Origin of the sequence: Streptococcus sp. OMI750 (genome assembly GCF_047463895.1) — a bacterium.
In the GTDB taxonomy this organism is placed as follows: domain Bacteria; phylum Bacillota; class Bacilli; order Lactobacillales; family Streptococcaceae; genus Streptococcus.
Map to the genome: position 1 here is coordinate 1 of NZ_JASHCZ010000005.1, position 22536 is coordinate 22536.

Genomic DNA, 22536 nt, shown 5'->3' on the forward strand with positions numbered 1-22536 from the left:
ATTGTAGACTATATTGATTATTACAACAACAAACGAATTAAGGTAAAACTAAAAGGACTCAGTCCTGTGCAATACAGAACTAAATCCTTTGGATAAATTAATTGTCTAACTTTTTGGGGTCAATACACAATTATCCTAGCTTTTTGTTTATCAGTGAATCATGTTTCTACTTCTCAGTTTTTCGCTTTTTTATTTGTCTCCATTCATAGAGGAAAAAGAGAATAATTCCAACGAAAAAGGCAATGAGTCCCTCTATGAAGCCTTGAGGAACAAATGTTAAAGTAACTGTTCCTGATCCTTTCGGAACACGAACTCCCATCAATCCTTTCTGGATACGTTGAATTTTGATAGGTTTTCCATTTTGTTTAGCTGACCAACCTTTATCATAAGGCAATGTAAAAATAAGGGTAGTATCTCTATTTGCGTTATAAGCTGCTACCACTTTATTCTTCTTTTTGTGAATAGCAACTTCTTGCTGACGAATGGTGGTGATAGCTTGTGTATATTGGTCGAGATTTAGAGCAAAAAATTCTGGTGTATCAAAGGAAACCGTCGAATTTTCTGGAAAACTTATACGAATAGTAACCGTTTCCTCTGTGTCAAAATGGCCAATCGAAAAGAATGGAAAGGCATTATCAATGGTATAGCGTTGGGTCTGTCCATTGTAGCTGATTTCAATATCTTTTCGATCATCATTTGAAAAATGTAAATTTGGAACATTGACATACAGTTGACTATGGGCAGGAACCGTTACTTCATATTGAATACTTGCGTAAGATAGATGACTATCTTCTTCAATTTTTGCAGTTTGCAACGAAGATGTAGTATTTTGTGAAGTATGCGAGAGAATATTTAATTTCTTATAAAATTTATATTTTTCATCTGTGATTTGGTGGATGAATCGTGTTTGGTTATCAAGTGTTAAATTTGTAAAGGAAGTATGTTGATAAGGCTTAGCTGTCAAAAATGCGATTGGTAAGGCATATTCATTTTCTGAAAGTGAGATTCCATTTTTCGTTGCAATCTCTTTAAATCCAAATTTTTGAACAGGTTGTTGGCTTAAGTTATAGCGAACACCAAATAGACTATCCATTAAAATGGAATTGTTTTGGTATCGAAGGTTGAGGTTGGTTCCTTCAGATTTAAATCCAAGCTTGTCCAATGTTGAGCTAGTATCCGTATTTCGTACAGATGAAAATTGAGAGATACCATTATAACCATACTTCATACTATCATTACCAGTTTGGGGATGTAGAATCTCAGTCCGATAGTTTGAGTCTGTGTTCCCACTTACCAAGGTTTGAATAGATTTTAAGTCGCGATCGTAGGATGATCGAGAAGCAAATACCCATTCGTTTGCAATACCTTTCATTTGATAATAGCTATTTACCGATAATTCAAAGATGGAGAAAAAAAGAATCGAAAGATAGAAAAGTCTTGGTGGTATTTTTTTAAGAATGAATCCTAAACAGACTAAATAGAAGGCGACTAAAAATTCAAAAGTAACAATGAAATTGACAGCATCCAAAAATTTATAGTGATTTCTGTAAAGGACAGTTGCTCCAAATCCTAGGAAGAGGACAAAACTAGCGAGACTAAACCGAATCCAGGTAAGCTCTTCTATTCGATTTAAAACTTCTCCTGCCATCAGAATAATCGTTAAAGAAAAGATCCAGGAGTATCGATGAAGAAACATATTTGGCGCGTGCATACCTTGCCAAAGGAGATCTAATAATTGAAAACGAAAACTCAAAATAAGAATGGTCAAGAGTATAAAGTAAGAAAGTTTCACGTGAAACTTGATCGACTTTACAAAGAAAAAGGTAATCGCTAGTAAAAGCGGGAATAGTCCCACATAGATCATTGGGATTGATCCATATTTGGTAGTGTCAAAGCTGCCAATAAAATTTTTAGCAAAGACGTCGAGATACCAGCTTTTTTCTGTAAAGATAGTGTCAACCTTTGAAAAATTTTCTCCATGAGTTCGTAAATCTAAGAAGGTAGGATATAACATTACTAGACTTGTGATAACCGATAAAAGGGATACCATCACAAAGTGAAAGAAACGTTTCCCAATTTTTTTGATATGCCATGACAATTGTGTCAAGTACCATAAAATAAGAAAAATAGACATCATGAATCCAAAATAATAATTTTGGATAAACAAAATAGTCAAACTAACAAAGTAGAGAATCTCTCCTTCGCTATAAATTAGTTTTTTGAATCCATAAAGAATTAATGGTGCTAGGATAAAAACATCTAACCAGGTTTTTATTTCAAGCTGACTGATAGCAAAGCTCATCAAAGCAAATGATGTTGAAAGGGTAAGAACCAGGAATCTAGGGATTTTAGAAAACATTCCATGTAGACTAACATAGGTGCTTAACCCAATTGCTCCAAATTTCAGAAGTGTGACGAGATAAACAGCATCTGGCATGGATTGCGCATCAAAGAAGTATACAAGAGGAGAAAAGAAACTTCCTAGATAATAGCTACTGAGTGCATAGAAATTAATGCCTAATCCACTTTGAAAACTGAAAAATAGGCTATCTGTCCCATGTAAAATATTTCGAAGTGTGGTATCAAAAATGACATACTGATGATACCCATCTCCTAATAATGGGGATGTATCACTGTTCCAGTAGATTCCTTGTGAGAGGTAAATAAAGAACATAATAATAGCTGGAATCAGGAAAGAAGATACTATAAAAAGGGATGTTTTTAGCTTTGTTTTATTCATATATTTCTACTGAAAGAGCCTGAAATTATTATTTCAGGGCTCTTTATTTTTATTATTGACTCCAAAGTTCTTTCACTTTTGCTTGAACTTCTTCATTTTCAAGAAACTCATCATAGGTTTCATCAATGCGGTCAATCACACCATTTTTTGAGAGAACGATAATGTGATTGGCAAGTGTCTGAATGAATTCATGGTCGTGGCTGGCAAAGATAATGGATTCTTTAAAATTCTTTAATCCATCATTCAAACTTGAGATAGACTCCAAATCTAAGTGATTGGTAGGATCATCTAAAACTAGAACGTTTGATTTAAGGAGCATCAATTTTGACAACATGACACGAACCTTTTCTCCTCCTGACAAGACGTTGACAGACTTGTTAACTTCGTCACCAGAAAATAGCATGCGTCCTAGGAAACCACGAAGGAACGTGTTGTCATCTTCTTCTTTACTTGCAAATTGACGAAGCCAATCGAGAATGCTTTCTCCACCCGCAAAGTCTCGACTATTATCTTTCGGTAGATAAGATCGACTAGTAGTGACTCCCCACTTGACAGTTCCCTCGTATTCAATATCATCCATCAATGCACGGATTAATGCAGTTGTTTGAATATCGTTTTGTCCGATTAGAGCAGTCTTATCACCAGGACGTAAGATAAAGTTGATATTGTCAAGGATGGTTTCTCCATCGATCTTGACAGAGAGATTTTCAACTGTCAAGAGATCATTCCCGATTTCTCGTTCCGCTTTAAAGTTAATAAATGGGTATTTTCGACTAGATGGTACAATCTCTTCTAGTTCGATCTTGTCAAGCATTTTTTTACGCGATGTTGCTTGTTTTGATTTTGAAGCGTTGGCCGAGAATCGTGCGACAAACTCTTGCAATTGTTTAATTTTTTCTTCAGCTTTTGCGTTTCTATCTGCTTGTAATTTAGCAGCCAGTTCAGAAGATTCTTTCCAGAAATCATAGTTTCCGACGTATAGTTTAATTTTTCCAAAGTCTAGATCCGCCATATGGGTACAGACTTTATTCAAAAAGTGACGGTCATGGGAAACAACGATAACAGTATTTTCAAAATCAATCAGAAAATCTTCTAACCATGTAATAGACTGAATATCCAGACCGTTGGTCGGCTCGTCCAAAAGAAGGACATCTGGTTTACCAAAGAGGGCTTTAGCTAAGAGAACTTTCACTTTCTCACCATTTGCTAACTCACTCATAGTCTGATAATGAAGGTCTTCTGAAATATTTAGATTTTGAAGCAATTGAGATGCTTCACTTTCTGCTTCCCATCCACCGAGTTCGGCAAATTCCCCTTCAAGTTCAGCTGCACGGACGCCGTCTTCATCAGAAAAATCTTCTTTCATGTAGATAGCATCTTTCTCTTTCATAATGTTGTAGAGCTTTTCATTTCCCATGATTACAACATCGATAACACGCTCTTCTTCATAGTCAAAGTGATTTTGACGCAGAACGGACAAACGTTCATCTGGACCAAGAGAAATATGACCAGTGGTTGGTTCGATATCTCCAGCTAAAATTTTTAAAAAGGTTGATTTTCCGGCACCATTGGCCCCAATGAGACCGTATGTGTTTCCCTCTGTAAAGTTGATATTGACATCGTCAAACAATTTTCGATCACTAAAACGTAGTGAGACGTCTGATACTGTAAGCAATGATTTTCTCCTCTTTCTATAATGTCTTCATTTTACTAGAAAAAAGAGGAAAATTCAACTTTTTTACTGTCAATTTATTTTTACAAACTTGTAAATTAAGTTGACAAGTTTGTAAAGAGTTATTTCATCACAAACATAGAGAAGAGACTAACATTTTCAACTAGAAAGTGCTATAATGATAAGGATAACGATTAAGGAGAAGAGTATGACAAAACCTATCATTTTGACAGGAGATAGACCAACAGGAAAACTTCATATTGGCCACTATGTTGGTTCTTTAAAAAATCGCGTTTTGCTACAAAATAAAGATGAATATAATATGTTTGTTTTTCTAGCAGACCAGCAAGCTTTGACAGATCATGCAAAAGATCCAAAAACGATTGTAGAATCTATTGGAAATGTTGCTTTAGATTATCTTGCTGCAGGATTGGATCCTGAAAAGGTTACAATTTTCATTCAAAGTCAGATTCCTGAATTAGCAGAATTAACCATGTATTATATGAATCTGGTATCTTTGGCACGACTTGAAAGAAACCCAACTGTAAAAACTGAGATTTCTCAAAAAGGTTTTGGTGAGAGTATTCCAACAGGATTTTTGGTATACCCTATTTCACAAGCAGCTGATATTACAGCATTTAAAGCAAATTTTGTTCCAGTAGGAAATGACCAAAAGCCGATGATTGAACAAACCCGGGAGATTGTTCGTTCCTTTAACCATGCATACAATACAGATACTTTGGTGGAACCTGAAGGAATTTATCCCGAAAATGAAGCAGCAGGACGCTTACCTGGTTTAGATGGAAATGCTAAAATGTCTAAATCCTTGAATAATGGAATCTACCTAGCTGATGATGCGGATACTTTAAAGAAAAAAGTGATGAGTATGTATACCGATCCTGATCATATTAAAGTAGAAGATCCAGGGAAAATAGAAGGTAATATGGTGTTTCATTACTTGGATGTATTTGGTCGACCAGAAGATGCAGATGAAATTGCAGAAATGAAAGAACACTATCAACGTGGTGGGCTTGGTGATGTAAAGACCAAACGGTATCTTTTAGAAATTTTAGATCGTGAATTAAGACCGATTCGTGAAAGACGCCTTGAGTTTGCAAAGGATATGGGGGAAGTATACTCTATTCTTGAAAAAGGAAGTGAGCGCGCTCGAAATGTAGCAGCTCAAACATTGGATGAAGTAAAATCTGCGATGGGAATTACCTATTTTAAAAAATAAAACGACTTCATTAATAGCGAACATTTCTTTACTGTTCATTGATAATTTACCAATAAATGATTGACAAATTGCGATAGAATGGTATGATATTAACAATAAAAATTCGAGCCTTGCTCAAAAAAAAGAAAAGAGGATCCAGCTAATGTCTAATTGGGACACAAAGTTTTTAAAAAAAGGGTTTACATTCGATGATGTGCTTTTGATTCCAGCAGAAAGTCACGTATTACCTAATGATGCAGATTTAAGTACACAATTAGCAAGTAATTTACGCTTGAACATCCCAATCATTACTGCTGCTATGGATACAGTGACGGAAAGTCAAATGGCAATTGCTATGGCACGTGCTGGTGGACTTGGTGTGATCCATAAAAACATGTCAATTGAGCAACAGGCAGATGAAGTACGGAAGGTAAAACGTTCTGAAAATGGTGTTATTATTGATCCTTTCTATTTGACCCCGTCTCATACAATTTCAGAAGCAAATGAGCTTATGGGACGATACCGAATCAGTGGTGTTCCAGTCGTTGAAACACTTGAAAATCGTAAATTAGTTGGTATTCTTACGAATCGCGACCTGCGTTTTATTTCTGATTACAATCAACCTATTTCAAATCACATGACAAGTGAAAATTTGGTGACTGCACCAGTTGGTACTGATTTGGAAACAGCTGAGCGTATTCTACAAGAACACCGCATTGAAAAATTACCATTAGTAGATGAAAATGGTCGTCTTTCTGGTTTGATTACGATCAAAGATATTGAAAAAGTTATTGAGTTCCCAAATGCGGCTAAGGATGAATTTGGTCGTTTGCTTGTAGCTGGTGCTGTAGGGGTTACTTCGGATACCTTTGAACGTGCAGAAGCCCTTTTTGAAGCAGGTGCAGACGCAATTGTTATCGATACTGCTCATGGACATTCTGCTGGGGTTCTTCGTAAAATTGCAGAAATTCGTGCTCATTTCCCAAATCGTACCTTGATCGCTGGAAATATTGCAACAGCTGAAGGCGCTCGTGCGTTATTTGATGCAGGGGTAGACGTTGTTAAAGTCGGAATTGGACCAGGTTCTATCTGTACAACTCGTGTTGTAGCAGGGGTTGGTGTTCCTCAAGTGACTGCAATTTATGATGCAGCTGCCGTAGCTCGTGAATATGGTAAAACTATCATTGCTGATGGTGGTATTAAGTATTCAGGAGATATCGTCAAAGCTCTTGCAGCTGGTGGTAATGCGGTTATGCTTGGATCAATGCTTGCAGGCACAGATGAAGCACCAGGTGAAACAGAAATCTTCCAAGGTCGTAAATTTAAAACCTATCGAGGTATGGGTTCTATTGCAGCAATGAAGAAAGGTTCTAGTGACCGTTATTTCCAAGGATCTGTCAATGAAGCTAATAAATTGGTCCCTGAAGGAATTGAAGGACGTGTTGCTTATAAAGGTTCCGTAGCAGATATGGTCTTCCAAATGATCGGTGGTATCCGTTCAGGTATGGGATATGTTGGTGCAGCAACTATTCAGGATTTACACGATCATGCTCAATTTGTTGAAATGAGTGGCGCAGGATTGAAAGAAAGTCACCCTCATGATGTACAAATCACAAATGAGGCACCTAACTACTCAGCACAATAAGTTTACAAAAATGTAAATATAATTAACAACACCTTGACAATATTGTCAAGGTGTTGTTTTGATATGTCCAGATTGAATGGTGAAGATTTTTAATTCTTCGGGTAGCTCTTTTAAATGATCAAGAGTTGTCGTTGTAATAAATGTCTGAATACTATTGGAGATAGTTTCAAGAAGTTGAAGTTGACGATAATTGTCAAGCTCACTCATAACATCGTCAAGTAGTAAAATCGGCTTTTCTCTAGTGATTTCTTCCATTAATTCGATTTCTGCTAATTTTAGAGAAAGAACAACACTCCGATGCTGGCCTTGACTACCAAAATTTGCATTCATTTCATTAATAAAGAATGCCAAATCATCTCTGTGGGGTCCAATGCTTGTTGTTTTTCTAAAAAGGTCCTTTTGGCGATTTTTTTTCAACATACGGAAAAATTGCTCTTCTAAATCATCTACTTCTTCTGAAAAAACAGATGACTGATATTGAATTGTCAGGTCTTCCTTGTTGTTAGAAAGTAGAGCGTGTTTTTCTTTGGATTTAGCTTCTAATTTTTGAATAAAATCCAGTCGATGGTGGATGACGCGACTTCCAAAACTAGCGAGTTGTGAATCTAATACGTCCAAAAATGTTTCATCAATTTTTTCGGAATTTTTTAGATAGCTATTTCTTTGTTTCAGAACATGGTTGTATTGAGATAAATCGGATAGATAAATAGGTTTCATCTGTCCCAATTCAATGTCAATAAATTTTCGACGTCCTGCAGGCGCCCCTTTGATTAACTGTAAATCTTCCGGTGCAAAAAGGACGACATTCATATGGCCAATATAGTTTGATAATTTAGCTTGTTTTAGATGGTTGACTTTAGTCATCCGGCCTTTTGGTGTTAAGGAAATTTCTAATGGAAGCGGTCCAGTTTCTCTTTGTAATAGACCAGAAACTTTAAAATCTGTGGATTCGAAGTAGACGAGATCTTTATCATTTCGTGTTCGATGGCTTCTGGTTAAGGCCAGAAAATAAATCGATTCGAGAATATTGGTTTTTCCTTGAGCATTTTGTCCTAAGAAAATATTCAAGCCAGGATGAAATTCAACTTCAAGTTCTTGGTAATTACGAAAATGTTGAATGGATAACTGTTTTAACCACATTACGAGATACCAGGAAAGCGAATTGCTTTTTCTTTTTTGTTAGTCTTTGTCGGTTGTTTTTTTTGTTGTTGATTGAGTTGCTTGACAAGTTTAGCCACACGTTCCTTTTCTTCCTTCTCTTTAAGATGCTCTTCTATTTCTGCTGGAGAAGGTTCAAGAATGGTGATAGTCATGCTCAGTTCAGGGATGTCAATTTTATCATTGACACGAAGTTTACGGCCTCTCCGTTGTTCTAATTCACCATTAACAAAGACTTCTTTTTCTTGAAGAAAGGCTTTGATTGCACCACCACTCTGTATAATACCGAGTTCTTTTAAGATTGCTTGTAATGTAATAAAGTCATCAAATAATTTGTAATTCATAGTTCACCTCTTTGCGTGTTATTATACCATATTTTTAGTTTTTCTAGGGTAGAGAATCTTGAGTGAAGTGAGAACCTTTTTTCTCAGTTTGAATTAGGATTTTAGCGTGATTTCGTGTTATAATGAAAGTTACTATTGATTAGAACGAGGATGAAAATGGAATTAGTTAAGGGTGTGAATCTTCACTTTCTTCAGTCGAAAAAATTTAAAACAAATAAAATTAAGGTCCGGTTTACAGCGCCATTGAATGAAAATACAGTGGCTGCACGTGTTTTAGTAGCTTGTATGATGGAAACTGCAAACCAAAAATATCCAACCTCACAATTATTCCGTGAAAAATTAGCGAGTCTGTACGGAGTAGAATTGTCTACTTCAATTTCTAAAAGAGGGCCCGTTCACTATGTTGATTTGAATATTTCCTTTGTACGCGATGATTTTTTGAGTAAGAAAAATGTACTGACAGATGAGATTTTGGATATTCTAGAAACTGTCTTCTTTTCACCTTTAGTAGTAGATGATCACTTTGATTTTGAGACTTTTGAAGTTGAAAAGAAAAATACGATTTCAGACTTGGAATCTGAGATTGAAGAGCCTTATTATTATGCGCATGGACAATTGAATCAACTATTTTTCGAAGATGAAACTATCAGAATGTCAAGATTGGGAAAAGTTGATTTAGTAAGACAAGAGACCGCTCAAACCACACTCTCACAGTTTCATCAGATGCTTCATTTCGATAATATTGACTTCTTTTTCGTAGGTGATTTTAATGAAGTTGCTATTGTGGATCGAGTAAACCAGTTTGAATTCAAACCACGTGATAACAACTTGTCTATCAACTATCAACAAACTTTTTCAAATGTAGTTCGCGAGAAATTAGAGCAAAAGCAAAATCAACAATCTATTTTAGAATTAGGCTACCATTTTTCTACCCAGTATGGAGATCCTCTTCATATTCCCTTAGTTGTGTTAAATGGGATGTTGGGAGCTTTCTCGCACTCGAGACTTTTTCAAATAGTTCGTGAAAAAGAAGGTCTTGCTTATACCATCTCTAGCCATTTCGATATTTTTACAGGCTTTATGAGAATTTTTGCTGGTATTGATAAAGAACATCGCACCAAGGTAATGACCATGATTATGAGGCAGTTGAATGATTTAAAACGAGGAAAGTTTACAGAATCTGAACTTCAATTGACAAAAGACATGTTGGTGAATACGACTTTATTAGCCCAGGATCGACAAAACACCTTAATCGAAAGAGAATACCTGAAAACGATCCTAGGAACAAAGGTTCTTTCTTTAGAGGAATGGTTAGAAGCTATCAATAAGGTTAGTAAAGAAGAAATTATCGAAACGGCAAAAACCATTAATTTGCAGTCGGTTTATTTTATGGAAGGAAAGTAGTGTAAAGATTGAAAATTAAAGAAAAATATTATGAAGCCGTAGGTGAGCAGGTTTACTTTACACGTTTGTCAAACGGCTTGACCATTCATTTAATTCCAAAAGAAGATTATTATGAAACCTATGGGATGCTTACAACCAAGTTTGGTTCGGTGGATACACGAATTTTAGTGAATGGTGAAGAAAAACAATATCCTGCAGGAATTGCTCACTTTTTGGAACATAAAGTGTTTGAAGATGAGAAAGGTCAAGATTTTCTAAAAAAATTCGTTCAATTAGGATCGGAAAGTAATGCCTTTACAAGTTTTACAAAAACCAGCTATCTTTTCTCAACAACCTCAAGGGTCTCTGAAAATATCAAGTTGTTATTGGAGATGGTCTCAAAAGCTTCCTTTACAGAAAAATCAGTTGCTAAGGAAAGAGAGATTATTCAACAAGAGATAGGAATGTATCAAGATAGTCCAGATTATCGATTATTTTTTGGTGCCTTAGAAAACCTATATCCTGGAACACCGTTAGCAGATGATATTGCTGGAACAAGAGAGTCAATTTCTGACATTACAATAGACAATCTCCGTGAGAACTTTGATTTATTCTATCATCCAACTCAGATGCATCTATTAGTGATTGGAAACTTTGATCTTGATGCAGTATTACAAGTTGTAAACGAATATGATCAACTTCCCCTTCAGCCTTCAATCCAGGTAGAACGATTTCCTGTAGAAAAAAACGAAGTAAAATTGAATCAATCCTGTAGAATGGATGTTGCCAGTCCTAAGTTGGCAATTGGAATTCGAGGGAATGATGTCATCAAGGAAGAGGAAAAATTTCGTTATAAATTAATGCTGAAATTATTATTTTCGATGATGTTTGGGTGGACTTCACAACGTTTTCAAAGTTTATATGAAGCTGGTAAAATTGACAACTCCTTGACACTAGAAGTAGAGGTTGAGGAAGTCTTTCATTTTGTTATTTTGACAATGGATACCCAAGAACCAGTTTCTCTATCTCATCAATTTAGGTCAGCCATCAAACAATTTGATAAGGATCCAGATGTGAATCAGGAACATTTAGATACGATTAAAAGCGAAATGTTTGGTGATTTTTTACAGGGTTTAAATTCGCTTGAGTATAGTGCGACTCAGTTTGAATATTTTTCAGATGGTTGCACTTCCTATGATCTTCCAAAGATTTTACAGAGTATTAGTTTACAAGATATCATCAAATTAGGACATCAATTCATTGATCAGTCTGAGATGGTTGACTATATGATTTTTCAGAAGTAGTAAACAATGTGTCAAGAAGGGAAAATATGAAGAAGAGAACGATTGGTCAAGTGTTGAGATTGTCAAGAGTTAATTTACATTTAAGTTTACAGGATGTGTCAAAAAAGACAGCTATAGAAGCTCCGTATATAGAAGCGTTGGAAAACGATGAGTTTGATTTACTACCGAGTCCCTTTTACGCCCAAATCTATTTAAAGAAGCTATCGTGGGCTTTGGGATTAGATGAATCCATTTTATTGACAGCTTTTCGTGAAGGAAAAGAGTTGTTATTTGATGAGGAAATCTTAGTAGATGATGAAGAGCTTCATTCAAGAAAATTAAGGCAGAAAACAAGCTGGTTACCGATCTTGTATTATCTACTAGTTAGCTTTGCTATTCTTGGATTTGTGATTTATATCGTATATTTTTATAAGTTTACAGCGTGAGTAAAACAGCTGTAAAGATAGTTTATTTTTTGGAGGAAGTATGAAAAAAGAAAATATTCCTAATGCGTTGACATTAATTCGAGTTGTGATGATTCCTATTTTTATTGCCATTTTAAGTCTAAGCCATTCTTATCTTGGCCATATTGTAGCAGCAGTTATTTTTGCTATTGCAAGTATTACAGATTATTTAGATGGCTTCCTTGCACGAAAATGGAATGTAGTGAGTAATTTTGGTAAATTTGCCGATCCAATGGCAGATAAATTATTGGTCATGTCAGCCTTTATCATGATGATTGAATTAAAGATGGTTCCTGCTTGGATTGCGGCCGTTATCATTTGTCGTGAGTTAGCTGTCACTGGTTTGCGTCTTCTACTTGTTGAGACAGGTGGTACAGTTTTGGCTGCAGCCATGCCTGGTAAAATTAAGACCTTTAGCCAAATGTTTGCTATTATCTTTTTGCTTTGTCATTGGACCCTTCCAGGGCAAGTATTACTTTATATCGCACTGATTTTTACAATTTATTCTGGTTACGACTACTTTAAGGGAAGTAGCTATCTCTTTAAAGACACATTTAAATAAATGAAACATATTATAGAGCTAAAAAATGTATCCTTTCGATACGATAAAACAATAGAAGAGTATCAAATTGACACTGTTTCGTTTCACGTGAAACAAGGGGAGTGGCTTTCAATTGTTGGGCACAATGGTAGTGGGAAATCTACCGTTGTACGCTTGATGGATGGTCTTTTAGAACCTGAGTCTGGTGAGATTTATATTGATGGGCAACAGTTGACTCGTGAAACGATATGGGAAATCCGCAGTAAAATTGGGATTGTATTTCAGAATCCGGACAATCAATTTGTCGGTGCAACAGTGGAAGATGATGTCGCCTTTGGCTTGGAAAACCAAGGAATTCCACGGGAAGAAATGATTCAACGTGTAGAGAAGGCTATTGACCAAGTAGGCATGCTAGAGTTTAAAGATCGAGAACCTTCTCGATTGTCGGGTGGTCAAAAACAACGAGTAGCCATAGCGGGTATTATTGCCTTGCGACCAACTATTATTATCCTTGATGAAGCAACTAGTATGTTAGATCCAGAAGGCCGAGAGGATCTAATGGCAGTAATGCGGGAACTCCAGAAAAAGTTTCAATTAACGATTATCTCCATTACTCATGATTTAACTGAAATCGCCCTAAGTGATCGAACACTCGTGTTTCAAAAAGGAACATTAGAGTCTTCTATGACGCCGCGGGAATTGTTTTCAAGAAATGATCTGCACGAGATTGGATTGGATAAGCCTTTTAGTAAACAAGTCCAAGAATCTCTGAGCTCGCATTTCCCGCTAAAACAGGATTATTTAACAGAAAGTGAGTTATTAGACCAACTATGGGAATTTCTTTAAAGAATGTCTATTATACTTATCAAGAGGGAAGTCCTTTTGAAGGACGAGCGCTTTCTGACGTCACTTTGGAAATACAGGATGGCTCTTATACTGCCATCATTGGACATACTGGTAGTGGCAAGTCCACTTTGTTACAATTACTAAATGGTTTACTTCGTCCGACTGAAGGAACGATTCAATTCGATGATTTTGTTTTAGATAATCATTCTGAGCCAAAAGAAATGAAGTACTTGAGAAAAAAAGTTGGCTTAGTTTTTCAATTTCCAGAAAGTCAGCTGTTTGCGGAAACTGTTCTAGCTGATGTAGCCTTTGGCCCACAAAATTTTGGGGTACCTAAGGATAAAGCGGAGGAAATAGCCAAAGAAAAATTAGCGATCGTTGGTTTAGAAGAGTCTATCTATGATAAAAGTCCATTTGAACTATCTGGTGGACAGATGAGACGGGTTGCGATCGCGGGTATTTTAGCTATCGAACCAGAGATTTTAGTATTGGACGAGCCGACAGCAGGGCTAGATCCTGCTGGAAGAAAGGAATTGATGGCGCTGTTTGAGACGTTGCATAAAAATGGGATGACTCTTGTTTTGGTGACTCATATGATGGATGATGTAGCAAACTTTGCTGATACTGTATTTGCTTTGGAAGCGGGAAAACTTGTCCTAAACGGATCCCCAAGGGAAGTGTTTCAACAGGTAGACTATTTACACAAACTTCAATTAGGAGTTCCACAAGTCACGAATTTTGCTCTTCAATTGAAACAAAGAGGAATGGATCTAGAGAGGTTACCAATCAAAATTGAGGAATTAAAGGAGATGTTACTTCATGAATAATATGATTTTAGGAAGGTATATCCCTGGAAATTCTATCATCCATCAACTGGATCCTCGTGGAAAATTGCTCTCGATGTTTTTGTTCATTTTTCTTCTTTTTTGGGCTAATAACCTGCAGACCAATATTCTTCTCTTTTGTTTTATCTTTGTTTTAATGTATCTAACAAGGATTTCTATCGGTTTTTATGTCAAAGGCCTAAAATCAATGATTTTTATCATTGCGTTTACAACTGTTTTCCAATTATTTGCTACCTCTCAAGGAACATTGTTATATCAATGGTGGTTTTTTAAATTAACAGATCAAGGATTGGCGCAAGCTGCAATCATATTTTGTAGATTTATCTTAATTATTTTTTATTCGACGATTCTAACCGTGACAACGACACCATTAAGTTTAGCAGATGCTGTTGAAAAGATCCTCACACCACTAAAAATTATTAAGGTTCCGGCTCATGAGATTGGGCTAATGCTATCTATGAGTTTGCGATTTGTTCCAACCTTAGTAGATGATACGAATCGAATCATGAATGCTCAAAGGGCGCGTGGTGTTGATTTTGGTGAAGGAAATCTATTAAAAAGGATCCGTTCCTTTATTCCTATTCTCATTCCTCTATTTGCTTCTAGTTTTAAACGAGCAGATGCATTAGCAATTGCGATGGAAGCGAGAGGTTACAAAGGTGGGGAGGGACGAACACGCTATCGGATACTTCAGTGGGGAGTGAAAGATACCCTAGCATTGCTCGTTATTCTGTGTTTAATGTTATTCGTTTTTTATCTAAAAAATGGATAGAAAAGCTCCTACCGGTTCAAAAATAAGGAAAAAGCGCTACACAAAGCGCTTTTTACATTAAATTCACATATTCTTGTAATATTTGTAATACATTCTACAAGAAACTGTAACATTTTGTGTGTATGATAGAATTATGTTCGAAAGGAGAATAAAATTCATGAACAGTAAAAAGTTCCAATGGACAGTCACTTCCTTGCTTTCAGCAGCATCGCTTTTCATTTCTGGTATTGCTACAGTGAATGCTGAAACTTACGAAGTGAAGTCTGGAGATACTCTATCAAAAATTGCACTTGAAAATAACACTTCAGTAGAAAATATTATTGCATCTAACAATTTGACCAATGAAGATTTAATTTATGCAGGTCAAATTATTGAATTGGGGGAGCGTTCTAAATCAATGCTTGATAAGATTGCTCCAAAAGAGCAAGCAAAACCTGCTGAAAGTGCAACTCCAGTAACTGAAGCAACCGCACAAACTGCTCAAAAACAAACAACTTATGCTGCGAATGCTACAGTCACTTCTACGCAACCAACAAGTGGTGGAATTGTTTTAGCAAATGGGAATACTGCTGGTGAGCAAGGCTCTTATGCAGCTGCTCGTATGGCTGAAATGACTGGCGTACCCGCTTCTACTTGGGAAGCAATCATTGCCCGTGAATCGAATGGACAAGTGAATGCAGCAAATGCTTCTGGTGCAAGTGGTTTATTCCAAACAATGCCAGGTTGGGGTTCAACTGCAACAGTTGATGATCAAATCCAGGCAGCATACAATGCATATAGCTCACAAGGTTTATCAGCTTGGGGTTATTAAAAAAATAGGTTTACAAATTTGTAAACCTATTTTTTTAATGTTTCGAGGATATCAAGTGGAGAATGACAAATATAATCCGGTGAGTAAAGGAGTAATTCTTCAAGATTTCCAAAACCCCAAGTGACTGCCATGGTTTTAATTCCAACTGTTTGACCTCCAATAAGGTCAAATTTCGTATCTCCAATAATCAGAGCTTCCTCTTTTGGAATGTTATTGATTGACAAGGTGTGTTGAATAACATCGGCTTTATGGACGCACACAGGACTTGAACCATAAATTCCATTAAAGTAGTCAGCTATTCCTAGATCTTGACACATTTGTAAAGCTACGGGTTCATATTTTGAAGTAGTTACATAGAGCTCAAAACCGTTATTTTTTAGAGATTCTAAGGCATCTACTATCTGAGGAAAGAGGGTTGTTTTGTATTGGCCCTTTTCATGATAATACTGGCGATAGATGGTTACTGCTTGATCTACTAAGGTTTCAGGAAGAGTAGACTCAAAACTAGAAATTAAAGGTGGTCCCATAAAACTTCGGATAGTTTCAAGATCAGGTTGGGAAACCTTTAAGGTGTCAAATGTGTGTTGAAAACTTTCGGCAATTCCTTTAGAACTGTCTACTAATGTCCCATCTAAGTCAAAAAATAAGGCTTGCATGTTATTCTCCAAATATCTCTTTCTGTAGGTTGCGTCCAGTAGGAGTCGCTGCCAATCCTCCTTCAGCTGTTTCTCTAAAGGCAGTTGGAAGACTAGAGCCAACTTGGTACATGGCATCAATGACTTCATCGACAGGAATTTTTGATTCAATCCCTGCTAAGGCCATATCAGCCGCAACAAAAGCATAGCTGGCTCCCATTGCATTTCGTTTGACACATGGGACTTCAACGAGTCCCGCTACTGGATCACAGATGAGGCCAAGCATATTTTTGATAACGAAACAGACGGCTTGACTGGCTTGATAAGGAGTTCCGCCAGCAGCTATTGTCAGTGCAGCAGCACTCATAGCTGAAGCAGAACCAACTTCTGCTTGACAGCCACCTTCTGCACCTGAAATAGAAGCATTGTTAGCGATCACTAAACCGAATGCTCCAGCTGTCAGTAGAAAATCTAATTGTTGCTGACGGTTTAACCCTAATTTTTGAGTTGCTGCAGTAAGTACGGCAGGAAGACATCCTGCAGATCCTGCTGTAGGTGTTGCACAGACTAGCCCCATTTTGGCATTGTGTTCGTTGACAGCAATGGCGTTTTTTGCAGCGGTCAAGACGGTTAAATCAGATAAGGTTTTACCAGATTTAATGTAGCGATCTAATTTTGCGGCGTCTCCACCTGTTAATCCACTACGAGAGTGGTTTTCATTTAACCCTAACCTTACAGAATCAATCATCACTTCTAAATTACGGGTCATTAATCGTAGGACTTCTTCGCGTTCACGACCTGTTAACTCGAATTCAGTAGCAATCATTAACTCTGCGACGTTTCCTTCGTATTGCGTACTTGCTTGTTCTACGAGGTCTACAATTGAATAAAACATACGAACTCCTTATTTGAAAAAGTTGACATTATGAAGATGAGGAATTTTACGAATATCTTCGATAGCTGCTTCACAACTTCTTGAATCAACTTCAATAATCATAATGGCTTTTTCTCCAGCTTTTTCCCGCGTCACATTCATTTGTGCAATGTTAATATCATAGCGAGAAAGGGCTTCTGTTACATGAGCGATCATCCCAGGGACGTCTTGGTGCACAATGATAATGGTTGGAGTATTCATATTTAGAGAGATGGCAAAACCATTTAACTCAGTAACCTGTATGTTCCCACCACCAATTGAGATTCCAGTGACAGAAATCGTTTTATGATCATTTTTTACAGTAATGGTCGTTGTATTTGGGTGAGGAGCATTGCTCTCTTTTTGAATAGACCAAACAATCCGAATGCCTCGTTCATGTGCAATTTTTAGACTATCTGGGATTCTAGGATCATCTGTGTCCATTCCTAAGATGCCTGCGACTAAGGCTAAATCTGTTCCATGACCACGATAGGTTTTTGCGAAGGAATTAAATAATTGGAACTCAACCTCTTTGGGCTCTTCTCCAAATATAGAAGAAACAATTTTACCAATTCGAACAGCACCTGCAGTATGGCTACTAGATGGGCCTATCATCACAGGTCCAATGATATCAAAAACTGATTGGAATTTTAAAGAGTTCATTCTTTGCTCCTTTGCGATCACTTTACTTCATTATATCAGATATGGCTGATGATTTCTTGTATTTCTCCCTAAATATGGTAGAAATCTTAAAGGGTGCTTAAAGCATTTATATTATCCTGAAATTTTAGTATTTCTAACATCTGATTGCAATAATTGACACACGATTTCAATAAATATGAAATATTTCTTTTGTAGGATAGAGTTATACCAATTAAGGAGTAAAAACAATGAATAAAAAACAGATGATGAAACAGATGGTTGGAATCGGATTACTTGCAGGACTTTTCTTTCCAATTGCAGTAAATGCGGATTCTTATACTGTAAAGTCAGGTGATACCTTATCAGCTATTGCTAAAGAGAAGAATACAACGGTTGATGCGATTGCTAAGAAAAATAAGATTAGCAATGTAAATCTCATTACAGTTGGTCAGGTTTTAGAGATTGAAGATGAGAAGGCAACAACTAATACTACAGAGCAAGCTGCGACTAGTAAAGCTAACACTACACAAGCAACAACTACGGTATCTGCTTCAGATGGCTTGAGTTCCGAAGATGCAGCGGCTAAAGAATGGATTGCCCAGAAAGAATCAAGTGGCAGTTACACAGCGCAAAATGGCCAATATTATGGTCGTTATCAGTTATCCCTTTCTTATTTAAACGGTGATTTATCCGAAGCAAATCAGGAAAAAGTAGCCAATCAATATGTTGTCAACCGCTATGGTTCATGGTCGGCAGCTAAAAACTTCTGGCTGGCCAATGGTTGGTATTAAAGTAGATGAAAGAGTTCAGCAATTGGACTCTTTTTGATTTACATACTTGTAAACGTCTAGATACAATAGTCAATAAGTAGAATGGCATGATGCTTGTTTTCTACTATAAAGCGTGTTACAATTGATAATGCTCAAAACGACCTTCAATCGTTGAAGCAAACCACGACCTTCAATCGTGAGAAACGAAAAGATGGGAGAAACCTATGAGTGATAACTCGAAAACACGTGTTGTTGTTGGTATGAGTGGCGGTGTCGATTCATCTGTAACGGCTTTGTTGTTAAAACAACAGGGCTACGATGTCATTGGCATCTTCATGAAAAACTGGGACGACACAGACGAAAATGGCGTCTGTACAGCTACGGAAGATTACAAAGATGTAGCAGCAGTTGCAGACCAAATTGGCGTTCCTTACTATTCTGTCAACTTTGAGAAAGAATACTGGGATCGCGTCTTTGAATACTTCCTTGCAGAATACCGTGCAGGCCGCACACCAAATCCGGATGTCATGTGTAATAAAGAAATCAAATTTAAGGCCTTCTTAGATTATGCCATGACACTTGGTGCCGATTATGTAGCCACAGGACATTATGCACGCGTGGCGCGTGATGAGGATGGCATTGTCCATATGCTACGCGGCGTTGACAATGGAAAGGATCAAACTTATTTCCTAAGCCAGTTGTCACAAGAACAACTTCAAAAAACCATGTTCCCATTGGGACATTTGGAAAAGCCTGAGGTTCGTCGTTTAGCAGAAGAGGCAGGATTAGCAACAGCTAAAAAGAAAGATTCCACTGGAATCTGCTTTATCGGAGAAAAGAATTTCAAAGAGTTTCTAAGTAACTACCTCCCTGCCCAACCAGGTCGAATGATGACCGTAGATGGACGGGATATGGGCGAACATGCCGGTTTAATGTATTACACGATCGGTCAACGGGGTGGTCTTGGAATTGGTGGTCAACAAGGTGGAGACAATGCCCCTTGGTTTGTCGTTGGTAAAGATCTGAGTCAAAATATTTTGTATGTCGGTCAAGGTTTCTATCATGAAGCGCTGATGTCAACAAGTTTACAAGCTAGTCAAGTTCACTTTACACGAGAGATGCCAGAAGAGTTTACACTGGAGTGTACAGCTAAGTTCCGCTATCGCCAGCCAGATTCCAAGGTGACGGTTCATGTCAAGGGTGACAAGGCTGAGGTTATTTTTGCAGAACCTCAACGGGCCATTACGCCAGGTCAGGCTGTTGTCTTTTATGATGGTGAAGAGTGTCTCGGTGGTGGACTAATTGACAATGCTTACCGAGATGGTAAAGTTTGTCAGTATATTTAAATTGACAAATATTCTCAATTTGCTACAATAATAAAAGCAATAGAAGTGATGGTCAAAGCTCATGGATGTTGCAGGCTTTTTTGTCCTGCGCTTCTCAGAGTTTTGACTATTTTTGTGTCGTTTCGAAAGGATGTAAAATGCAAAAACGGGATTTTCGGACCAAGTTGAATCAGACAGTTTTTGGTGTGAGAGCGACTGCTTTGATTGTAAAAGACAATCGCTTGTTAGTCGTAGAAGATGAAGACGGTTTTTATACAATTGGAGGTGCCATTCAAGTGGATGAAGCTACTGAAGATGCCGTAGTTCGAGAAGTAAAAGAAGAACTGGGTGTCGCGTCTAGAGCTGTTCAGTTAGCTTTCATTGTTGAAAATCGCTTTGAACAAGCTGGAATCCACTACCATAACATTGAATTTCATTATTTGGTGGACTTGCTGGAAGATGCACCGTTAACCATGCAAGAAGATGCGAAGTCATTACCTTGCAGATGGCTTGCTTTAGATGATCTACATACTGTAAATCTGAAGCCGGCATTTTTGAAAACTGCCTTACCAGATTGGGACGGACAATTACGACACATCCATCTTGAAGAATAGGAGAAAAAATGACTTATAATTTTATAGAAGAATACGATATTATTGTAATCGGAGCGGGGCATGCTGGGGTAGAAGCCTCCCTTGCTGCGAGCCGAATGGGTTGTAAAGTTTTACTTGCAACCATCAATATCGAAATGTTGGCGTTTTTGCCATGTAATCCTTCGATTGGTGGTTCTGCAAAAGGGATTGTTGTCCGTGAGGTAGATGCTCTCGGTGGAGAGATGGCCAAGAATATTGACAAATCCTATATTCAGATGAAGATGTTGAATACAGGAAAGGGACCAGCTGTTCGTGCGCTTCGTGCTCAAGCAGATAAAGAGCTCTACTCTAAGGAAATGCGTAAGACAGTTGAGAACCAAGAAAACTTGACCCTTCGCCAAACCATGATTGATGAAATTTTGGTAGAAGACGGGAAGGTTATTGGTGTTCGAACTGCGACTCACCAAGAATATGGGGCCAAGGCTGTTATTGTGACGACAGGAACAGCTCTCAGAGGGGAAATTATTATTGGGGATCTTAAGTATTCGTCAGGACCTAACCATAGCCTTGCTTCTATTAATTTGGCTGAAAACCTCAAAAATCTTGGACTAGAAATTGGACGGTTCAAAACGGGTACGCCACCACGTGTAAAGGCATCGTCAATCAATTATGAAGAAACGGAAATTCAACCTGGTGATGAGAATCCAAATCACTTTTCTTACAATTCGCGTGACGAGGATTATTTAAAGGATCAAATCCCTTGTTGGTTAACCTATACCAATAGTCAAAGCCACGAGATCATCAACAGCAATTTACACCGGGCCCCTATGTTTACAGGTGTTGTAAAGGGTGTTGGCCCTCGTTATTGTCCATCTATTGAAGATAAGATTGTTCGCTTTGCTGACAAGGAACGTCATCAGCTTTTCCTTGAACCAGAAGGACGCAATACAGAAGAAGTCTATGTCCAAGGCTTGTCAACCAGTTTACCAGAGGATGTGCAACGAGATCTTGTCCATTCTATTAAGGGATTGGAAAATGCTGAGATGATGCGAACGGGTTATGCGATTGAGTATGATATGGTTCTTCCACATCAATTGCGGGCAACTTTAGAAACCAAGAAAATTTCAGGTCTCTTTACAGCAGGCCAAACCAATGGAACATCTGGCTATGAGGAAGCTGCTGGCCAAGGAATTGTGGCAGGGATTAATGCTGCCCTAAAAATTCAAGGAAAACCAGAGCTCATCTTGAAACGGAGTGATGGTTATATTGGAGTCATGATTGATGACTTGGTAACCAAAGGGACAGTTGAGCCCTATCGTTTGTTAACAAGTCGTGCTGAATATCGTTTAATTCTTCGTCATGATAATGCAGATATGCGCTTGACAGAAATCGGTCGCGAGGTTGGTCTAGTTGATGACGAACGTTGGGCACGTTTTGAAACCAAGAAGTATCAGTTTGAAAATGAAATGAAGCGCCTTGACAGTATTAAGTTAAAACCTGTAAAGGAAACGAACGAGAAGGTTGCAGCGCTAGGCTTTAAACCATTGACAGATGCTGTCACAGCCAAAGAATTCTTGAGAAGACCAGAAGTATCTTATCAAGATGTTGTTAACTTTATCGGACCAGCTGCTGAAGAGTTAGATGATAAGATTATCGAGTTGATCGAAACTGAAATTAAGTACGAGGGTTATATCTCAAAAGCTTTAGATCAGGTTGAAAAAATGAAGCGAATGGAAGAAAAACGAATTCCTGCCAATATTGACTGGGATGATATTGACTCCATCGCAACAGAAGCTCGTCAAAAGTTCAAACTGATTAATCCAGAGACCATTGGTCAAGCTAGTCGGATTTCAGGTGTCAACCCAGCCGATATTTCTATCTTGATGGTTTATCTTGAAGGCAAGAGTCGGAGCATTTCAAAAAATAAATAAAATTACT

The 22536-nt window shown here is 37.5% G+C and carries 22 protein-coding genes; 15 read left to right on the plus strand and 7 right to left on the minus strand.

The window, feature by feature from the left end; genetic code table 11:
• The coding region (locus QM830_RS08760) for an IS3 family transposase (RefSeq protein WP_133162783.1) at nt 1-96 on the plus strand (96 nt) is incomplete at its 5' end.
• Nucleotides 97-166: 70 nt separating this feature from the next.
• On the opposite strand, the gene QM830_RS08765 is transcribed toward QM830_RS08760, so the two are convergent.
• Together QM830_RS08765 and QM830_RS08770 are read right to left on the minus strand one after the other, a co-directional pair.
• Nucleotides 167-2740 carry a YfhO family protein gene (locus tag QM830_RS08765; RefSeq protein WP_414326533.1) on the minus strand — a complete coding sequence of 858 codons (2574 nt, stop codon included), beginning with the start codon at nt 2738-2740 and terminating at the stop codon, nt 167-169.
• A gap of 52 nt (nt 2741-2792) precedes the next feature.
• On the minus strand, nt 2793-4415 hold the full coding sequence (locus QM830_RS08770; protein ID WP_414326535.1) for an ATP-binding cassette domain-containing protein: 1623 nt from the start codon (nt 4413-4415) through the stop codon (nt 2793-2795).
• A 205-nt stretch (nt 4416-4620) separates the two neighbouring features.
• Here QM830_RS08770 and trpS point away from each other — a divergent pair, with 205 nt between their 5' ends.
• Together trpS and guaB are read left to right on the plus strand one after the other, a co-directional pair.
• Nucleotides 4621-5649 (plus strand): tryptophan--tRNA ligase, encoded by a 1029-nt coding sequence (gene trpS / locus QM830_RS08775; protein ID WP_414326536.1) that lies wholly within the window; start codon nt 4621-4623, stop codon nt 5647-5649.
• 142 nt (nt 5650-5791) lie between these two features.
• Complete coding sequence (guaB, locus tag QM830_RS08780) at nt 5792-7273, plus strand: IMP dehydrogenase (RefSeq protein ID WP_009731925.1); 1482 nt, start codon at nt 5792-5794, stop codon at nt 7271-7273.
• A gap of 45 nt (nt 7274-7318) precedes the next feature.
• On the opposite strand, the gene recF is transcribed toward guaB, so the two are convergent.
• Nucleotides 7319-8413 (minus strand): DNA replication/repair protein RecF, encoded by a 1095-nt coding sequence (gene recF, locus QM830_RS08785; RefSeq protein ID WP_414326537.1) that lies wholly within the window; start codon nt 8411-8413, stop codon nt 7319-7321.
• Complete coding sequence (yaaA, locus tag QM830_RS08790) at nt 8413-8775, minus strand: S4 domain-containing protein YaaA (protein WP_414326539.1); 363 nt, start codon at nt 8773-8775, stop codon at nt 8413-8415. The genes recF and yaaA overlap by 1 nt, the downstream gene beginning before the upstream one ends.
• A gap of 156 nt (nt 8776-8931) precedes the next feature.
• Between yaaA and yfmF the strand changes: the two genes are divergently transcribed.
• The 8 genes from yfmF to QM830_RS08830 all read left to right on the plus strand — a co-directional run bounded on the left by yfmF (nt 8932) and on the right by QM830_RS08830 (nt 15720).
• A complete protein-coding gene (yfmF, locus tag QM830_RS08795; RefSeq protein ID WP_414326541.1) occupies nt 8932-10179 on the plus strand; it encodes an EF-P 5-aminopentanol modification-associated protein YfmF in 1248 nt (415 codons plus the stop codon).
• An 8-nt stretch (nt 10180-10187) separates the two neighbouring features.
• Nucleotides 10188-11462, plus strand: a complete 1275-nt coding sequence (gene yfmH / locus QM830_RS08800; protein ID WP_414326543.1) for an EF-P 5-aminopentanol modification-associated protein YfmH — start codon at nt 10188-10190, stop codon at nt 11460-11462.
• A gap of 26 nt (nt 11463-11488) precedes the next feature.
• A complete protein-coding gene (locus QM830_RS08805) occupies nt 11489-11887 on the plus strand; it encodes a helix-turn-helix domain-containing protein (RefSeq protein WP_009731920.1) in 399 nt (132 codons plus the stop codon).
• Between the two features lie 40 nt (nt 11888-11927).
• The gene (pgsA, locus tag QM830_RS08810) at nt 11928-12467 is read left to right on the plus strand and encodes a CDP-diacylglycerol--glycerol-3-phosphate 3-phosphatidyltransferase (protein WP_003009208.1); all 540 of its coding nucleotides are present in this window, start codon (nt 11928-11930) and stop codon (nt 12465-12467) included.
• Nucleotides 12468-13292, plus strand: coding sequence for an energy-coupling factor ABC transporter ATP-binding protein (locus QM830_RS08815; RefSeq protein ID WP_414326545.1), 825 nt, complete (start codon nt 12468-12470; stop codon nt 13290-13292). It begins immediately after the preceding gene.
• Nucleotides 13277-14119: an energy-coupling factor transporter ATPase gene (locus QM830_RS08820; protein WP_414326546.1), complete on the plus strand. Its 843-nt coding sequence runs from the start codon at nt 13277-13279 to the stop codon at nt 14117-14119. Before QM830_RS08815 ends, QM830_RS08820 begins: the two co-directional genes overlap by 16 nt.
• Complete coding sequence (locus QM830_RS08825) at nt 14112-14909, plus strand: energy-coupling factor transporter transmembrane component T family protein (protein ID WP_009731916.1); 798 nt, start codon at nt 14112-14114, stop codon at nt 14907-14909. The genes QM830_RS08820 and QM830_RS08825 overlap by 8 nt, the downstream gene beginning before the upstream one ends.
• Before the next feature lie 157 nt (nt 14910-15066).
• Nucleotides 15067-15720 carry a LysM peptidoglycan-binding domain-containing protein gene (locus QM830_RS08830; RefSeq protein ID WP_414326548.1) on the plus strand — a complete coding sequence of 218 codons (654 nt, stop codon included), beginning with the start codon at nt 15067-15069 and terminating at the stop codon, nt 15718-15720.
• 26 nt (nt 15721-15746) lie between these two features.
• Here QM830_RS08830 and QM830_RS08835 read toward each other — a convergent pair whose 3' ends face one another.
• The 3 genes from QM830_RS08835 to sdaAB are packed head-to-tail and all read right to left on the minus strand — an operon-like array spanning nt 15747 to nt 17931.
• Nucleotides 15747-16376: an HAD hydrolase-like protein gene (locus tag QM830_RS08835; RefSeq protein ID WP_414326550.1), complete on the minus strand. Its 630-nt coding sequence runs from the start codon at nt 16374-16376 to the stop codon at nt 15747-15749.
• Between the two features lies 1 nt (nt 16377).
• Nucleotides 16378-17250 (minus strand): L-serine ammonia-lyase, iron-sulfur-dependent, subunit alpha, encoded by an 873-nt coding sequence (sdaAA, locus tag QM830_RS08840; protein WP_414326551.1) that lies wholly within the window; start codon nt 17248-17250, stop codon nt 16378-16380.
• A 9-nt stretch (nt 17251-17259) separates the two neighbouring features.
• A complete protein-coding gene (gene sdaAB, locus QM830_RS08845) occupies nt 17260-17931 on the minus strand; it encodes an L-serine ammonia-lyase, iron-sulfur-dependent subunit beta (RefSeq protein ID WP_003002135.1) in 672 nt (223 codons plus the stop codon).
• Nucleotides 17932-18158: 227 nt separating this feature from the next.
• Here sdaAB and QM830_RS08850 point away from each other — a divergent pair, with 227 nt between their 5' ends.
• The 4 genes from QM830_RS08850 to mnmG all read left to right on the plus strand — a co-directional run bounded on the left by QM830_RS08850 (nt 18159) and on the right by mnmG (nt 22529).
• Nucleotides 18159-18701, plus strand: a complete 543-nt coding sequence (locus QM830_RS08850) for a LysM peptidoglycan-binding domain-containing protein (protein WP_009731912.1) — start codon at nt 18159-18161, stop codon at nt 18699-18701.
• A gap of 203 nt (nt 18702-18904) precedes the next feature.
• Nucleotides 18905-20026, plus strand: coding sequence for a tRNA 2-thiouridine(34) synthase MnmA (gene mnmA, locus QM830_RS08855; protein ID WP_009731911.1), 1122 nt, complete (start codon nt 18905-18907; stop codon nt 20024-20026).
• A 137-nt stretch (nt 20027-20163) separates the two neighbouring features.
• Nucleotides 20164-20619: an NUDIX hydrolase gene (locus QM830_RS08860; protein WP_009731910.1), complete on the plus strand. Its 456-nt coding sequence runs from the start codon at nt 20164-20166 to the stop codon at nt 20617-20619.
• 8 nt (nt 20620-20627) lie between these two features.
• Nucleotides 20628-22529, plus strand: coding sequence for a tRNA uridine-5-carboxymethylaminomethyl(34) synthesis enzyme MnmG (gene mnmG / locus QM830_RS08865; protein ID WP_009731909.1), 1902 nt, complete (start codon nt 20628-20630; stop codon nt 22527-22529).
• Nucleotides 22530-22536 lie beyond the last annotated feature (7 nt).